The sequence below is a fragment of the Candidatus Brocadiaceae bacterium genome (genome assembly GCA_012728835.1).
Taxonomy (GTDB): domain Bacteria; phylum Planctomycetota; class Brocadiia; order SM23-32; family SM23-32; genus JAAYEJ01.
In genome coordinates, this window is record JAAYEJ010000017.1 from 1 (window position 1) to 16,921 (window position 16,921).

Annotated in this window: 15 protein-coding genes; 13 read left to right on the forward strand and 2 right to left on the reverse strand. The window is 66.8% G+C overall.

Translation table 11 applies throughout. From position 1 onward, the window contains the following. The 6 genes from GXY85_02660 to GXY85_02685 all read left to right on the forward strand — a co-directional run. The coding region (locus GXY85_02660) for a transposase (GenBank protein ID NLW49730.1) at positions 1–373 on the forward strand (373 nt) is incomplete at its 5' end. Between the two features lie 214 nt (positions 374–587). Continuing rightward, complete coding sequence (locus GXY85_02665; GenBank protein NLW49731.1) at positions 588–1,868, forward strand: hypothetical protein; 1,281 nt, start codon at positions 588–590, stop codon at positions 1,866–1,868. A gap of 90 nt (positions 1,869–1,958) precedes the next feature. Next, positions 1,959–3,094 (forward strand): IS630 family transposase gene (locus GXY85_02670; GenBank protein ID NLW49732.1). Its coding sequence is split into 2 segments (ribosomal slippage): positions 1,959–2,388 and positions 2,388–3,094, totalling 1,137 coding nucleotides; the frame shifts between segments, so codons are not numbered across the junction. 9 nt (positions 3,095–3,103) lie between these two features. Continuing rightward, positions 3,104–4,489 carry a tetratricopeptide repeat protein gene (locus GXY85_02675; GenBank protein NLW49733.1) on the forward strand — a complete coding sequence of 462 codons (1,386 nt, stop codon included), beginning with the start codon at positions 3,104–3,106 and terminating at the stop codon, positions 4,487–4,489. Positions 4,490–4,508: 19 nt separating this feature from the next. After that, entirely contained in the window at positions 4,509–5,015 is a 507-nt protein-coding gene (locus GXY85_02680) for a DUF1573 domain-containing protein (protein ID NLW49734.1), read from the forward strand. Further along, positions 5,012–5,281 carry a hypothetical protein gene (locus GXY85_02685; protein NLW49735.1) on the forward strand — a complete coding sequence of 90 codons (270 nt, stop codon included), beginning with the start codon at positions 5,012–5,014 and terminating at the stop codon, positions 5,279–5,281. The genes GXY85_02680 and GXY85_02685 overlap by 4 nt, the downstream gene beginning before the upstream one ends. Positions 5,282–5,299: 18 nt before the next feature. Here GXY85_02685 and GXY85_02690 read toward each other — a convergent pair whose 3' ends face one another. Then, complete coding sequence (locus GXY85_02690; GenBank protein ID NLW49736.1) at positions 5,300–6,754, reverse strand: hypothetical protein; 1,455 nt, start codon at positions 6,752–6,754, stop codon at positions 5,300–5,302. 921 nt (positions 6,755–7,675) lie between these two features. Between GXY85_02690 and GXY85_02695 the strand changes: the two genes are divergently transcribed. The 7 genes from GXY85_02695 to GXY85_02725 all read left to right on the forward strand — a co-directional run bounded on the left by GXY85_02695 (position 7,676) and on the right by GXY85_02725 (position 15,685). Next, positions 7,676–8,668 carry a Gfo/Idh/MocA family oxidoreductase gene (locus GXY85_02695; protein NLW49737.1) on the forward strand — a complete coding sequence of 331 codons (993 nt, stop codon included), beginning with the start codon at positions 7,676–7,678 and terminating at the stop codon, positions 8,666–8,668. A 33-nt stretch (positions 8,669–8,701) separates the two neighbouring features. Further along, the gene (locus GXY85_02700) at positions 8,702–9,502 is read left to right on the forward strand and encodes a sugar phosphate isomerase/epimerase (GenBank protein NLW49738.1); all 801 of its coding nucleotides are present in this window, start codon (positions 8,702–8,704) and stop codon (positions 9,500–9,502) included. Positions 9,503–9,514: 12 nt separating this feature from the next. Continuing rightward, positions 9,515–10,555, forward strand: a complete 1,041-nt coding sequence (locus tag GXY85_02705; GenBank protein NLW49739.1) for a Gfo/Idh/MocA family oxidoreductase — start codon at positions 9,515–9,517, stop codon at positions 10,553–10,555. Positions 10,556–10,603: 48 nt separating this feature from the next. Then, complete coding sequence (locus GXY85_02710; protein ID NLW49740.1) at positions 10,604–12,013, forward strand: sulfatase-like hydrolase/transferase; 1,410 nt, start codon at positions 10,604–10,606, stop codon at positions 12,011–12,013. A 26-nt stretch (positions 12,014–12,039) separates the two neighbouring features. Continuing rightward, a complete protein-coding gene (locus tag GXY85_02715) occupies positions 12,040–13,440 on the forward strand; it encodes a sulfatase-like hydrolase/transferase (protein ID NLW49741.1) in 1,401 nt (466 codons plus the stop codon). Between the two features lie 5 nt (positions 13,441–13,445). Next, positions 13,446–14,438, forward strand: a complete 993-nt coding sequence (locus GXY85_02720; protein ID NLW49742.1) for a Gfo/Idh/MocA family oxidoreductase — start codon at positions 13,446–13,448, stop codon at positions 14,436–14,438. Between the two features lie 227 nt (positions 14,439–14,665). Continuing rightward, positions 14,666–15,685, forward strand: a complete 1,020-nt coding sequence (locus tag GXY85_02725) for a hypothetical protein (GenBank protein NLW49743.1) — start codon at positions 14,666–14,668, stop codon at positions 15,683–15,685. A gap of 164 nt (positions 15,686–15,849) precedes the next feature. On the opposite strand, the gene GXY85_02730 is transcribed toward GXY85_02725, so the two are convergent. After that, positions 15,850–16,908 (reverse strand): hypothetical protein, encoded by a 1,059-nt coding sequence (locus GXY85_02730; GenBank protein ID NLW49744.1) that lies wholly within the window; start codon positions 16,906–16,908, stop codon positions 15,850–15,852. Between the last annotated feature and the right edge of the window lie 13 nt (positions 16,909–16,921).

Sequence of the window (16,921 nt, forward strand, 5' to 3'; positions counted from 1 at the left end):
GGACCGGTTCGCGCGTGCGATGGCGAAGCGGCGGAAGCTGATCGTGCATGTGGCCACGCATCCGCCGTGGACGAAGGAGGCGCGCAACGTGGCCGAGCGGTTCCGTCGACACGGCGAGGCCCACTTCCGTTTCATCACGACGCCGGGTGTGGAGCCCACGAACAACCTTGCCGAGCAGGCGCTGCGGTTTGTGGTGATCGACCGGCGCATCACGCAGGGCACGCGCGGGGAGGCCGGACGGCAGTGGTCCGAGCGCATAGGGACGGTGCGTGCCACCTGCGCCCAGCAGGGCCGATCTGTGTGTGCGTTTCTTCACAACGCCCTCACCGCTTCCTTCACGGGCCAGCCCGCGCCGTCACTCCTGCCGGCTTGACCGGAAACCCGTGAACGGTTACCATCGCTCAGCGCCTCGCTGTAGGCGGGGGCGTTTGCGCATGTCTGGTTTCCGAGTGCCTTTGCCCCTGTGAATGGGACCGGCAAACCCTGACAGACTACCAGGAGGGGTGCCTGTTATAACTCTGAAGCCATCGCCGACGGCTGACGATCCATAAGTAGTTACACCATGGACATTTGTGACGGAGGGTGGAATGCGACGCACACGCGGCTGGGCCCTCCTTTTGCTCTTCTTCCTGTCTGCCTCCGGCGCCGCTTTCGGTGTAGCGGGTGATCCGGCCTCCGTTCTCAAGTCGTACCTCGCCCGAGATGGCTCGGATCGGCTCTCCGGCAAGGGCCAGTACATTCGTCACGTGTACCGACGCAAGGTTACCCTTGAGGAATTGGCGCCCGGCGTACACTTCGAGAGCCAGAAGCACGGAGCGGCCTTTGCCGCGCTGCTGAAGGCGGAGAGTGGCATAGAGCTCGGACTGGATGAGGACCAGAACGAGTACTCACTGGAGAGAATGTGGTTCGAGGGCGGGACGTTGCGTCGGGAGTCAGTGCCGCTGGCCTCGGAATCTGAGGCGCAGGTCGCGCTTTCCGGTGGTCTCCATCGTGATGGAGTGCCGCTGACGACTTACGTTTACGACGGGACCAAAACCATTGCTCTTACCCAGCGAGACAGTCCGAGTGGCCCGGACAACGTGGCCACAATCAATGCGGAACGGGTCTGGATGCCTCCTTTCAGGGCGTTCGGCGTTAACGACGGCGGTGAGCGGACCCGCGGCATCCGGGAAGCTCTGGACCAAGGGACGATGAGCGTCGTTTGCTCTTCGGTGGGCAAGGAGCTGGTTGTCCAGTGCGGGCTGGAGAACACTGCAGTCGGCGTGGAGATCCGTCTACTTCCCAAAATGGGCGGGGTCCTCAAGAGTGCCAGGATGTTCATGGGAGACCGTCTGGTTACTGAAACGCTATGCGACGACTACTTTCGCTCTGGCAGCGGTGACTGGTGCCCGGGCACCTACACCACGCGCAAGTACGCCGAGATCGACGGGGAGATGACCCTTACATACTCAGAATCCTACGAGGCCATCGACGGCTCTGTAGACTTCAACCTGCCCCTCGAGTCCGAACTCTTCGAACTCAAGTTGCCGCCTGGCACGCACGTGATGGACATACGCGGCGAGGATACGCTTGAGTTTGTCCACACGCCGAATGAGTTCACGGAGGTAGACGTAGACATTGCTTTGAGCGCGATCGAGGCGCAGGAGACCGCCGAGCCGCAAGCAGACGAAACGAGGGCCAAAGAAACGTTGCCGATATCTCGGCGCGAGCCCCACCGGGCTGGCCGTATTTCATCCCCAGTACCGTACCGTTCATGGCTATATGAGTGGGGCTGGTGTGCACTGGTGGTTGTGATCCTGTACGCCTTCATGTTCTGGCTGGCCTACAGGAAACGGCGAGCACAGAGGAAGGACGCCGGAGAGGTTTAGTGGTTCATGACCGTTGATTTTAGGGTGCGGTTTTTCGCAGTCTTGCCCACGGCTCCATTGGCGAGTGACTCGCCCGAGAGGAGGGTCGGCATGGCTGCGAAGTACGTCGTCAGGCTTACGCCCGAGGAACGCTCTGAGCTGTCGGCCCTGGTGCGGAAAGGCAAGACACAGGCGGATCGCATCAAGCACGCCAACATCCTGTTGGCCGTCGATGCCGACGGGCCCGCCTGGACCAATGAGCAGACGGCCAAGGCATTCCACTGCCACGCCAACACCGTCACCAATCTGCGCCAGCGGTTCGTCGAAGGCGGCCTGGAGGCCGCCCTGGAGCGCAAGAAGCAGCAGCGGCCGTCGCGAACTCCCGTCCTGGACGGCGAGGGGGAGGCCCGGCTGATCGCGATTGCCTGCAGCCCTCCGCCGGAGGGCCGCACCAGGTGGACATTGAAGATGCTGGCCGACAGGCTGGTGGAGCTGGAGGTGGTCGATTCGATATCGGACCAGGCGGTGCGGCGCACGCTCACAAAAACGAGACCAAACCGCACCTGCGCCAGTGCAGGGTGATCCCGCCGAAGGAGGACTCGGACTTCGTGGCCCACATGGAGGATGTGCTGGAGGTCTATAAGCGGCCCTACGACCCTTGCTTCCCGGTGGTCTGCATGGACGAGCAGCCGACGCAACTGATCAAGCAGACGCACGAGGTCATCCCGGCCGCCCCGGGCCGGCCCGTGCGCGTGGACCACGAATACGAGCGGGCCGGCACGGCGGAGAACTTCCTGTTCACCGAACCGCTGGCAGGATGGCGCAAGGTGAACGTCCGGCAGTGCAGGACGAAGGTGGACTGGGCCGAGGAGATCAGGGAACTGCTGGAGGTGGACTACCCCGAAGCCGAGAAGGTCGTGCTCGTATGCGACAACCTGAACACGCACAAGATGGGCTCGCTCTACGAGGCATTTGAGCCGGCGCAGGCGCGCCGACTGGCCTCGCGGCTGGAGGTGCATTACACGCCGAAGCATGGAAGCTGGATGAACATCGCCGAGTCGGAACTGAGCGTCTCCACCCGCCAGTGCCTGGATCGGCGCATACCGGAAGTAGGGCTCCTGCGGGCGCAGGCAAGACACTGGTACAGAGAACGCAACGCCCGGCAGAAGGGCGTGGACTGGCACTTCACCACCGAAGACGCCCGCATCAAGCCCCATCGGCTTTATCCACACATCCGACTGTCATGAAACACTAGAATGGAAAGAGAGCAGGATATGAGCCGTCTACACATATTGTTGTCGCGTCGGGCGCTCTGCTGTGCGGCCATATGTGTCTTTATCGGCATGATGGCCGATATTGGACGGGCAGACGATCTCGAAGAGTGGGAAAAGGCTGCTAGAGCTGGATTATCACTGCAACAAGAGACGAACTCACTCCACCAGCTTGGCCATGAGTACTATAAGCAAGGCAAATTCGCAAAGAGTCTTGCGTTATTTGAGGAGGTTGTCTCTCGGCGTTCGGACTCAGATGATGTACTCGTTGACTCTATGCGGATGGTAGGCCAGATCAACCTCTCCTGTTTTGTCAGGTTGCCGGAGGCCGAAACAGCCTACAAACAAATGATCGCACTTGCAGAACATGCCCCCGCTCTTCAAGCAACAAAGCCACTGCTTCTTACCGAAGCGTTGGAGAAATTGGCGCTGGCATACCAGTTGTCCTCTCGGTATGAAGATAGTATTGCAGCCAGGAACAGACTGTTGGCGGAAGGGGTACTGGAGGAGTCGTCCCGCGCATGGGCGCTACTTGAGATGGGTCGCGACTACGCACATGCTGGAAATGCCGATAAGGCGGTCGGCTATTTTGACCAACTTCTTAAGGAATACCCTAGTTTTGGCCGCGATACGGGCAGAGTTGTGAATGTGCTGATTGAGAGAATTAGGGCGCATGGTTTTGAGCGCAATGACGAGCGACGCGTGCGCATGCTGCAGGACGTGTGGAGTGACCCACAATACAGCACTTACCTGCAAGTGGTCAATGTGGGAAGGTCCATCGTTGCATCTGCGAACTTTCGTGGCGATTACAAGACAGCGGTGGCGACTGGATGGGAGGTGCTGAGAGCGGTTGATACCCGGTGGCCAGAGCTGTCGGACGAGGACGTGCACAAGCATGACATAGATGACGCATATGCGCAGGTCGTCGTTACAATGTGCGACATCCTAGAGCCTACTGGCGACATTCTTACACCAATAGCGTTGTACACCCGACTGCTTAACAGGTTCCCTGATGGCGTCTTTTCGGAACACTGCAAGCAAAGCCTTGACCGACTATACAGGAAGAAATTGCAGTATCATCCAGAAGACGTAATACCTGACATAGATGAACTTATTTCCATGGGTAACGAGCAGACAGATTCTATGTCTGCGGATTCAAGAGAAGACCGGTATGCGTCAGCAAGTATTTCTATCCATATGGACAGCTATGACGCTGGTGGCGTCGGCGATACGCAGAGGGATGATGAAGGACAGAGAAGCTCGGGCTATTGGATATGGGTCATGTGTGTTGTTGGCCTATTGTGTCTCGCATGTGGGACGATATGGATGCGAAGGTGTAATATCCGTCGAAAGAAGCGAGTTGATGAGTAGCTCATGTTAATGACAGGGTATTATCGATGGCGATTATGCCCGCTTCACATTCACTATTCATAATGATGGTAATGCCGAGTTAGTTGTCGAACGGGTCTATTCCAAATGCGGGTGTGTAAGGGCGGTCCTGCGTCAGGATAGAATTGCCTGTGGTGGAGAAGCGATTCTTACGGCGGCGGTTGACGTCACAGAGATCACGGGGCCTTTTAGTCAGCAAGTTCTGCTGTGTGTCAACGATCCGGTGACACCGCAGGTGGTATTGGAGTGTAAGGGCGTGGTGTCACGGCCAGTACTGGTGAAACCACAGGTCCTTAAGTTTGGCGTTCTGGCCGTAAGTGGTAATAGGAGTGTGCCAGTGGAAATACTGGCAAATCCTCCAGCAACACAGTTGCAGATTGGGAATGTGGATGTGAATTCGCGGTATGTCAAAGCAACACTTGTGAGTGACATGTCGGGAAAGGCTCGTATAGATGTGGCAACTGTGCCACCTGGTGCAGGCCGTGCGTCGCCGACGCGCCGCGGCTGAAGGCCGAGTTCGAGGCGATGGCCGACCACCCGAAGTTCGCCATGGTCAGCCTCGGCCTCGATGACAGCGCCGAGGCGGCGCGCCGGCACGTCGAGAGGTATGGGCTCTCGTGGCCGCACGTCTGCCTGGGCATGAACTCGGAGGTGGCCCGGGACTACGGGGTCGAGACGGTTCCGGTGTTCCTCTTCGTCGGCCCGGACGGAAAGGTGATCGCCAGCGGCGAGGCCGCGGTCAAGGCGATTCTGGCGGAACTGGAGGGCGGCTGACGGGCAGACGGGAGGCATTCAGGCGGCGCCGAGCTTCTTCTGGAGCCGATCCACGAGGGCGGCGAACTGAGGGTCGCCTTGCCGCTCTCGTGCGACCTTGTCGGCGGCATGCTTGACGCTGCTGTGGGTGAGGCCGCCGAAGGCGCGGCCGATCTCCGTCAGGGACGCGTCCGTCAACTCGCCCGCCAGGTAGATGCCCACGTGGCGGGCTCGGACCACCGTGCGGGAGCGCGAACGGCCCCGGATCTGCTCGACCGTGACCGACATGGCCTCCGCAACGGCCTGCTGGATGGCCTCAACCCCCACGGGCGCCGCCGCCGAGGGCTGCATCGCGGCGAACGCCTCCCGGGCGGCAGAAAGCTCCATCTTGCCGCAGCCGGCGACGCCGGCGTAGAGCACCAGCCGGCAGACGGCCGCCTCCATGGCGCGGAAGCTGTGGCCATAGCGCCCGGCGATGAGCGAGTGGACCTCCTGGACGGCGTCCAGGCCCTTGCGGCGGGCCAGTTGCCGGACGATGTCCGCGCGTGCCTCCTCGTCGGGCGGCAGGAGCACGGCCGGGAAGCCGCTCCGAAGCAGCGCCTGCAGGCCCGGATCGACCTCCTTGAGTTCCTCGGCGTGGGGCACACCGCCCAGGGCCACCCGCCCGCCCCGCTCCAGGATGTGCTTGATCGTGTGGAGCAGCTCGCCCTGCCCGGCCGCCTTGCCCTCGATGAACTGGATGTCGTCCAGGATCAGCATGCGGCAGGCGCGGTAGCGCCCCCGGAACACGTGCGTCGTCCGGCGCTGGATGGCGTGGTAGTACTCGTTGCACCAGTCCTCGGCGGTCATCAGGACGGGGTCCATGTCCCGCTCGGGGGCGGCGGCCATGGCGTACACGGCACGAAGGAGCGCACTCTTGCCGACTCCGTAGTCGCCGCAGACGTAGAGGAAGCGGACGCGGGGGTTCTCCTGGCCGGCCAGTTCGCGGGCGGCGGCGAAGGGCAGCCGGTTGGCGCCGCAGCAGATCAGGGCGTCGAAGCTCCAGTCGGCCGGCGCCTTCGGTGCGCCGAGGCGCACGCAGAGGGGCTCGGCGGCGGGCGGATCCTCGGCGACGGCCTCCCGGCCGGCCCGCATCTGGCGGAACAGGCGCGGAGCCACGTCGAAGCCGACGGCCATCGGCCGCCCGACCAGGTCCTGGACCGTCGCGGCGACCGCGCGGGCATACTGGGCGGTCAGGTACTGCTGGATGACGACGTTCGGCACGCCGACGACGAGCCGCGATTCGTCACCGCCCATCAGCTCGGTCTGGCGGAACCAGATGCTGAAGCGCTCCTGTCCGAGGCGCTCCTTGATCCCCTGCTGGACGGCGCGCCAGAACTCCTCGCAGGAGGTATACTCGGTGGCCGCCCGGAGGAACGCCAGGAGGGGGTCCGCCACTGCGTGTGCCGCGTCGGTGAACTCGATCCGGGCGCTGGTTTCAGGCTGTGCGGACACGCAACTCCTCCGAGACGACCCTCAGGTCGCTTCCAGAAACGTCCGTATGTCCTACCGGGGAATCAGGAACGACGGATGGAAACGGGCGTTGCGGGACAGGAGGCGGCTGCAAGACAGACGCACACGGCGGGGCCCTGCTTGAATCGGGGCGACCCGCCTGCACCGGGGAGAGAACGCACTCGTCTGTCCGACCGAACTCTGCTGCTCATAGGCTCCCGGCTGCCGCTCATTGGCTGTTGTCCCGTCCCTCCGACCATGCGCCCAACGGAGGAGATGTTAGGCGATACTCGCCGGCGGCGCAACCCGTTCGTGCCCGACCGGCGACCGGCCGCCCCCCTCCCGACGGCGATAAGTCACAGGCAGCAAACGAATTCTGTGAAGCCGGATATTCTTCCCGCGCGTCGCCGTTTTCCGGCCGGGGCGCGGCAGCGGGAGGCGGACACCCGCCCGGCCTCCGGCCGCGTGCGCCCGTTGCGCGTTGCGGGCAAAGGACTTACGGGAGCGCGACGGCAAGGGCGGGCGGCGCCACCCGCGCGGCCCCGTGCAAACGCCTCCAGACGCCCTCTCCGGGCCGTTCCGCGAACGGGCCGATTCCGTAGCACGGCCGCCGCGTCGCGTGTTACGCGAAACAGGGCATCGGCCGCCTCGCCGATCAGCCCCTGCCGGTGACCCCAAGGCGTTTGCGCGCCAATGCCTTACGCCCGCAGCCACCGGCCAACCACCGCCCCCCCCCATCCCGCCGAAGGGGCAGAGGTGGCGCCCGACCCGCCGTCTCGGGCGCCCGCAGACGGTCGGTTGCGCCAATTTGCCGCCCAAAGGGCCACCGGCCTTGACACGGCCGGCGGGGTCCGGTATACCAGCCGGAACCATGGGCCGGCAGGTCCGCGGGCCCGCCAACACGGAAACCCCGGGGAATCTGACATGACACTCAGGATCGGCATCGTCGGCGTGGGCGGCATCGGCAACATCCACGCCCGCATCTACACCGAACTGCCCGAGACGACCGTCGTCGCCGTCTGCGACATCATCAAGGAACGCGCCGACAAGGCGGCCGCCGCCTACGGCGCCCGGGCGTTCTACAGCGTGCAGGAGATGCTCGACAGCGGCATCGAGCTGGATGCCTGCAGCATGTGCACGGCCGGCGTCGAGAACGGCGGCGACCACTACGCGCCCACCATGCAACTGCTGGCCGCCGGCCTGCCCGTCCTGGGCGAGAAGCCCATCAGCAACGAGATCGACAAGGCCGAGGAGATGGTCGCCCTGGCCGCCGAGAAGGGCCTGCCCTACGCGGTCAACCTGAACCACCGCTTCACGCCCGCCGCCGAACGCGCGAAGAAGTGGATCGAAGACGGCCGCCTGGGGCAGCTCCACATGATCAACATGCGCATGTGGATCAACAACCCGAACGAGACCTCGCCCTGGTTCCACCTGCGCGCCCTGCACCCGCACTCGATCGACGTCATGCGCTACTTCTGCGGCGACGTCCGGACCGTCCACGCGTTCCTGAGCAAGGGCAAGGGCCGCGCCATCTGGTCCAACGCGCAGATCGGCATGCTGTTCGAGAACGGCGTCATCGGCAACCTGACGGGCAGCTACGACGCCGGCGGCAGCTTCGGGCTGGAGTGCTGCGACGTGAGCGGGTCCGAAGGCCGGTTCGTCATCGAAGACGCGTGTGAACGGCTCTTCTTCCATCCGCGGCGCAGCATCGAGGCGGAGCGCTACGACTACCTGGGCGGCATGCGCGTCTTCGGCGAGACGTTCAAGAGCCGCATCACCTGCTGGGTGAGGCAACTGATCGCGAAGGTGCCCCCGAGCGAGATCGAGGCGAGCGGCGCCGAGGCGCTCAAGGCGCAGCGCGTCATCGAGGCGGCGATCCGTTCCTTCCAGACCGGCCAACGCGTGGACGTCGGCTGAGGGGGGGCCTCCCCCCCCACAGGAGGCTGCGACATGATCCGGCTCGGCGTCAATACCGTCCTGTTCTCCGGATTCCCGCTCGAAACGGCCGTCGACTGCATCGCCCGTGCAGGCTACGACGGCGTGGAGCTGTCGGCCATCGCCGGCATGTGCGAACACCTCGAACTCGACCGCTGGGAGGACCAGGTCGACGCGATCCGCTCCCTGCTGGCCGACCACGGCCTGGCGCCGCTGGCCATGGAGGAGGCCCGCCTGGATGAGGACCGGCTCCGCAAGGCCTTCGGGGCCGCGCAGGCCATCGGCATCCCGGTCGTCAACATCGGACCGGGCGGCAAGAAGGACGTCGAGGAGGACTTCGTGCGGCAGACGGACATGATGGCGAGGATGGCCGACATGGCGCAGGCACACGGCGTTGTGCTCTGCGTGAAGGCGCACGTCGGCGCCTGCATCCACGACACGCCGACAACCCTGCGGGTGATGGACCGGATCGCGTCCCCGCACTTCGGCATCGACATGGACCCGAGCCACATCTACCGGGCCGGAGAGAACCCCGAAGAGGCCCTGCCGCAGGTGCTCAGCCGCGTGCGCCACGTGCACATCCGCGACTGCAAGGGCCGCGGCCCCAGCCCGGGGCCGATCCGCGACCAGGCGTGCGGCCGGGGCGACGTCGACCTGCCCGGCTACTTCCGCGGGATGGTCGCCGGCGGCTACGACGGGCCCGTCGACCTGGAGGTCATCGGTGCGAAGGATGAGGATCTGACCGAACGCACAATCATCGCCGCCGAGAGCTACGGTTACATGAACGCTTGCCTGGAAGCCCTGGGCGCCCGATAGAGGGGAGCGAACATGCAAGCGGTCCGGGTGGGAATCCTGGGGTTCGCCCACGGCCACGTGAGCGCCTACTGCGCGCGCTGGCAGGCCGGCGAGTTCGGCATCCGCGTGGTCGCCGGGTGGGACCATGACGGGCAACGCGCCGCCGGCCCCTGCGAGCGCTTCGGGCTGGAACGCTGCCCCGACCCCGCCGCCCTGCTGGCACGCGCCGACGTCGACGCCGTGGTCATCGGCGCCGAGACGTCCATGCACGCCGACCTGGCCGAGGCCGCCGCGCGCGCCGGCAAGGCCATCGTCCTGCAGAAGCCGATGGCCCTCACGATGGCCGAGGCCGACCGCATCGTGGAGGCCGTCCGCGAGGCGGGGGTGCCCTTCAGCATGGCCTGGCAGATGCGCGCGGACCCGCATAACCTGCGGGTGAAGGCCCTGCTGGCCGACGGGCGCTTCGGCCGGCCGTACATCGTCCGACGCCGCCACTGCCTGTCGACACACCTCTGGCCCGACTTCGCCCGGAGCTGGCACGTCCGGCCGGAGCTGAACCGCGACATCTTCGCCGACGACGCCTCCCACGCCGTCGATTTCATCTACTGGCTCCTGGGGATGCCCGTCAGCGTGTCGGCCGAGATGGGCACGCTGCGCGACCCGGCGGTGGCGAACGACAACGCCATCGCCCTGTTCCGATACGCCGACGGCACCTTCGGCGAGGTCTCGTGCACGTTCGTCGCACCGGCCGGAGAGAACACGGTGGAGGTCGTCTGCGAGAACGGCCTGATCGTCGGCAACTACGGCGACGCCCCGAGCAGCAGCGTGCCGCGCCCCCCCGGCGGCATCCAGTTGAAGTGGTTCCTGACCGGGGACGACGGGTGGACGGTCGGCGACCTGCCCGAGGTCACCTCGCAGGGCGAGCGCATCGCCGGCCTGGCCGCGCCCCTGGCGGAGTTCCTGCACGGACGGCGCCCGCCGGTGGCGACCGCCGAAGAAGGCCGCGACGTGCTGCGCCTCGTCCTGGGCTGCTACGAATCGGCCGAACAGGGGCGCAGGATCGAGTTCACGTGACCTGAGCCGTCCACAGTCTTCATACGGTCCATACCGGTTCGCGCCTCCATGGACAGACAACCCAACCTGCTCCTGATCGTTCTGGACAGCCTGCGGGCCGACCACATGAGCCTGCACGGCTACGGCCGCCTCACGACGCCCCACATCGACCGGTTCGCGGCCGGCGGCGTCGTGCTCGAAGACGTCCTGAGCCCGCACATTCCCACCACGCCGGCCTTCGCCGGGCTGCTGACGGGCCTCGACTGCTTCGGTACGGGCGTCGTCTCGCTGCGGCACAAGGGCGCGATGACGGCCCCGACGCTGGCCGCGCTCCTGCAGGACCGCGGCTACGAGACGACCTGCGTGGGCTTCAAGGACACCGAGCCGTGCGCGCCCGGCTTCGGCCGCTACCTCGACTACGTCGGCTGGGGCGCGTGGGAGGACGGCCGCTGCCCGAAGGCCGAGAACCTGGCCGCCGTCGCCCTGCCCGAACTCCGGCGCCTGGCCGGGAGCGACCGGCCGTTCTTCCTGATGCTCCGCTACCTGGACCCGCACGCCCCCTACCTGCCGCCCGCGCCGTTCGAACGCATGTTCTACGCCGGCGACGAGTGCGACCCCGCCAACACGTCCATGCGGCCGGTGCTCGCCTTCCGCCCCATGCGCGACTTCCAGGCCTCCTGGTTGCCCCCCGGCATCACGGACATCGACTACGTCATCGCCCAGTACGACGGCGCGGTCGCCTACGCGGACGCGTGCCTCCAGGGGCTCTTCGAGGCCGTCTCCGCCCTGGGCCTGGACGAGGACACGCTGGTCGTCCTGACGGCGGACCACGGCGAGACACTCGACGAGCACGACTGCTACTTCGACCACCACGGCCTCTACGAATGCACCCTGCGCGTGCCGCTCGTCTTCCGCATGCCCGGCCGCCTGCCCGCCGGGCGCCGCCTCGCCGGCACGGCCACGCTCCAGGACGTGGCGCCCACCGTCCTGGACCTGCTCGGCATCCGCACCGACGCCGTCTTCGACGGCCGGAGCCTGGCCGACGCCCTGCGGCACGGGCGACTCCGCGCCCGCAGCGAACTCTACCTCACCGAGGCCACCTGGATGCGCAAGCACGCCTGGCGCACGCCCGAGTGGAAGCTGATCCGCGCGCTCGAACCCGACTTCCACTTCAAGCCCGAGGTGGAACTCTACAACCTGCTGACGGACCCGGGCGAGAACGAGAACCTGGCCGGATCGCAGCCCGACGTGGTCGACCTGCTGACCGGCCGCATGCGGTCCTGGATCCGCCGGCGCGAAGGCGAAACCGCGCGGCGCAATCCCATGTTCACCGAGATCCGCTGGCACGACTGCGCGGGCGTCGAAGGCGCCTTCGAGTCGTCCCAGCAGGCCTACGACACCCTGCACATCGGCCCGAAGAAGCCCAGCACGCAGCCGCGCTCGCGCGAAGACGTGCTCAAAGCGCTCGGGTACATGTAGACAGCAGAAGAGACAGAGGAGCAACCATGGCGAAGAAGTCGCCGAACCTGATCCTGATCGGCATCGACAGCCTGCGCGCAGACCACATGAGCCTCTACGGCTATCCGCACCTGACGACCCCCCACATCGACCGGTTCGCCGCCGGAGGCACCACCTTCGAACGGGTCATCAGCCCCCACATCCCCACAACCTCCGGCTACGGCAACATGCTGACCGGCCGCGACGCCTTCGGCACCAACACGGTGGCGCTCCGCCATCAGGGCCCCATGGCCGAGGGCGTGCCCACGCTGGCCGAGGTCCTGCGCGAGCACGGCTACGAGACGACCTGCGTGGGCTTCCCGGGCAATCCCGCCTCGCGCGGCTTCGACAAGTACCTGGACTACGCCGGCTGGGGCAGCCTGGCCGCGGGCCGCAGCCCCAAGGCCGAGAACCTGAACGCCGTCGCCCTGCCGGAACTCCAGCGCCTCGCGGCCGGCCCCGGGCCGTTCTTCCTGTTCATGCGCCACATGGACCCGCACTCGCCCTACCTGCCCCCCCACCCCTTCGAACGCATCTTCTACGCCGGCGACGAGTTCGACCCCGACAACCGGTCCATGGACCCCGTCTTCGCCTTCAAACCCTTCGCCGACTACTTCGCCACCTGGATGCCGCCCGGCGTCACCGACAAGGACTACATCATCGCGCAGTACGACGGCGCGGTCGCCTACATGGACGCCTGCATCCGGAACATCTTCGCACAGGTCAGCGCCCTGGGACTCGATGAGAACACGCTGATCGTCCTCGACAGCGACCACGGCGAGACGCTCTACGACCACGACTGCTACTTCGACCACCACGGCCTCTACGAGTGCACCCTGCGCGTGCCGCTGGTCTTCCGCATGCCGGGGCGCGTGCCGGCCGGCCTGCGCCTGAGCGGCTACGCCACGCTCATGGACGTTACGCCGACGATCCTGGACATCCTGGGCATCCCCACGGACCTGCCGTTCGACGGCCAGAGCCTCCTCCCGGAGATGCAGGGCACGCCGCGCCGACCGACCGTCGAGTCGTACCTGACCGAGGCGACCTGGATGCGCAAGCACGGCTGGCGCACGCCGGAGTGGAAGCTCATCCGCGCCCTCGAGCCGGACTTCCACTTCAAGCCCGAGATCGAGCTCTACAACCTGATCGAAGACCCCGGCGAATCCCGCAACCTGGCCCCGGACGAGCCGGAGGTCGTCGAGTTCCTCCAGAACCGCATGAGCGCCTGGATCGCCCGCCGCGAGAAGGAAACCGGCCGGACGAACCCCATGCTCACCAACCCCCGGTGGCACGGCTGCAAGGGCGTGACGGGGCCGTTCCAATCCTCCCAACAGGCCTACGACTCGCTGCACATCGGCGACGTCGGCACGGCCGCGCGCCTGCAGGCCCGGGAAGCGACGAAGGAGTAGAGACCATGTTGCGCACCTGCGTGATCGGCCTGGGCCCGATCGGGAACCGCCACGCCGACATCCACAAGGCCGATGAACTCTGCGAGCTGGTCGGCGTCTGCGACCTGCGCCGCGACCGCGCGGACGCCGCCGCCGCCCGCCTGGGCGTGCCCGCCTTCTACGACGCGCCCGCCATGCTGGCCGACCTCCGGCCGGACGTTGTCAGCGTCGCCACCGGCGGATACGAGTACGGCAGCGAGCACTACACGCCCACCATGCAGGCCCTCGAGGCCGGGTGCCACGTCCTGTGCGAGAAGCCGATCTCCAACGAGATCGCGCCGGCCGAGGAGATGGTGGCCGCCGCCCGCGCACGGAACCTCTGCTTCGGCATCAACCTGAACCACCGGTTCACGCCCGCCGCCCGGCTGGCGAAGTCGTGGGTCGAACAGGGCCGGCTCGGCCACCTGCTGTTCGTGAACATGGCCATGTGGATCATGAACCCCACCGAGAGTTCGCCCTACTTCCAGCTCAAGGCCCTCCACCCGCACACGGTCGACGTGATGCGCTACTTCTGCGGCGACATCGAGGCCGTGCAGTGCTTCGCCACAAAGGCCCCCGGCCGCGCGATCTGGTCCACGGCCCACTTCAATATGCGCTTCGTCAACGGCGCCGTCGGCGGCCTGACCGGCAGCTACGACATCGAACGCGGCCACCCCATGGAACGCTGCGAGGTGGCCGGCACGAAGGGTCGGTTCGTCCTGGACGACATGTGGCGGGAAGCCACCCTCTACCCCGCCGGCAACCCCGAGAAGACCGTGTACACCAACCCGGTCTTCGGCGGGATGCGCGACTTCACCGATACGTTCATCAACCGCATCCACACCTTCATGCAGCAGGTGGCGGACGGCGTCGCCCCCGAACACATCGACGGCTCGGGCGCCGACGGCCTGGCCGCACAGAAGGTGCTGGCCGCCGCCATCGAGTCGCTCGAGACCGGCACGGTTGTGAAGGTCCGGTGAACTGACTGCGCGAGGCCGTGCAGACACCGCCGCGCCTGACGCGCGTACGGACAGACACGGACAGACACGGACACACGGACGAACACGGACGAACACGGACGGACACGGACGGACACGGACCGGCACGGGCGGCCACTGCCGGAGATGAATTCCGTTTACCCCGGGCCCGCCGGGCATTACACTACCTCCAGTCGGACGGTCGGTCCCTCAGCGATGGAGGTGGGCAGATGGCGGCATGGCGCAGTGCAGCGCGGGGTGCAGGACTGGCGGTGGTCGCGATCAGCGCGCTCGTCTGTGTCGCGGCCGGCGGCCGCGCCGAACGGGGCGCACACCAGAGGCCGGACCCCGGGCCCCCCATCGTGATTCCGCCGCAGGCCGGGCTCCACCCCGGCGGCGGCCCGCAGCACGACCGCGGCGATCTGCTGACGCTTCTGGCGGGGCCGGTCGGCGCGGCCGTGTTCGGTCCCGGCGCCTCGGGCATCTTCGACCCGGGCGGCTGGGGCCTGTTCGAGACGCCCGGCCCGCATCCGGCGGGCGGCCCGGGCACTCACGGCGGCGCCGGCGCGGGGCCATCGCACATTCCCGGCACCGCCGGGGCCGCGGGCGTCCCGCTTCCGCCGGGGCTCAGGCCGGGGGGCCCGAACGCGAAGGAGCCCGACAAGCTGGACATCTCCGACGTGCAGGCATGGGGCATCGTCCCCCTGCTGGCCGCGGGCGAGGCCGCCCTGTCGGCCAAGGCCGATGGCGGCGTCATGTCGGTGGAGATCAAGGGCAAGAACCGCCGGGCAGTGGAGACGATCCAGCGCCTCATCCCCGCCGGCCGGCCCGGCGGAGCGCGGGAACCGAGGGAGCCTCACCTCATCGAAGCCCAGCGCGACGGGGTGGTCCTGCGCATGGACGTGCCGCACCCGGGTTCGGACAGGATGAAGGAGGCCGTGAAGCTCCAGGTCAAGGCCGTCGAGAACCTGTCGGAGGCCATGGCGGCGGCGCGAGAGATGCGCGGCATCCTGCGTTCGGGCCGCCTGCGGACCCACTGGGAACGGCACGAGAAGGGCGCCGCGCTCGTCTTCGAGGGACCGAAGGAGTTGCGCAAGGCCGCCGAAACGGTGGAGTCGTTCTTCAAGTTCCTCGAGAACAGGGGCGATGACCTGGCGGCGGCGCGCCGGGAGACGGCCCCCTACTTCCGCCCCGGGCCACACGGGTGGGGACAGGGCCCCGGGGGGCCGGGCGGTCCGCACGGCAGGTAGCGTGGAGCGTCCTCGCCGGGGGGGGCACGGGCGCCCTCCCCCAATGGGTCGCCCCGGGCGTCCCTGCCCGAGGACGGGCACGACGGAGCGTGCCCCTCCCGCGGCGTGGCGGCGGCCCCCCGCCGGGGCGGCGTGCCCTGCAGGGCGCATGCCTCCGGCGCCGGCTACTCCGGCTCGGTCGGCCGGCCGGCGGTATCCAGCAGCCAGCGCGGGCGGCGGATGAACTCGCCGTTGCGCAGGCGTTCCTCGACCAGCCCGTGCTTCTCCATGTAGTTGAAGCAGCTCCGCATGCAGCCGCGCGAGCCCTCGACGGCGTAGCTGCCGCCGACGCCCCACTTGTGGATGTAGGCGTGTCCTTCGATCAGGTATCCGGACGGGAACTCCGCCGACCGCCGCCAGTCGCGCAGCGACATCGGCCAGCAGAACTTGTAGGCCCCCTCTTCGGACACGTTCTGCGCCATGACGTCGAACCGGTAGCCCGGCATCGACTTGGGGATGAAGGGCGAGACGCGCGGGTCGCCGCCGTGGAAGATGAGCGTGCACTTGCCCATGTCCACGTCGCCCCAGCGGTAGGTCTTGTCCTCGATCGTGATCTCGACGAATTTGCCTTCCTTGATATGCGGGATCGCGCCGGGGCAGCCCTTCACGCACGACATGTCCAGCCTGCAGATACTGTTCGGCTCGATCAGCGGGTCGGGCTCCAGTTCCAGGTCGGTGAAGATCGCGGCCAGCCGCTGTCGCGGGCCGAACCGCTTCGTCAGGAACACCTTCGACCAGCCCATCTCGCCGACGCCCGCCGCCACTCCGGCGATGCGGATGGATATCTGCACGTCCGACTGCACGTCGTCGCGCAGCTTCCGGTCCCTGGGGTCGGCCTCGCGCGGCACCCCCGGGTAGTAGGGCACGGCCTCGTAGCCGTGGTCCTCGATGAAGCAGGCCGTCTCGTACAGCGGAAGCGGGATAAAGAGCGTGTTCAGGAGCCCGTGGTAGTCGAAGTAGGTGTAGTTGGGCCAGTAGGTGCCCTCCTCGATGCCGCGCCAGCCGCCGCGCACGATCTGGCGCCCGACGACGATGACGGACTTCGTCTCGGGGTAGATGCTGGCCGGATGCATCCGCTTCGGGGCGTTCTCGAACCGCTCGATGTTCGCCACGCCGAACAGCTCGAGCCCGCGCGAGAGCGCGAACTCGCGGATCGCGTCCTTGGTGATGGTTCCTGCGCCCATGGTTGCGTCCTCC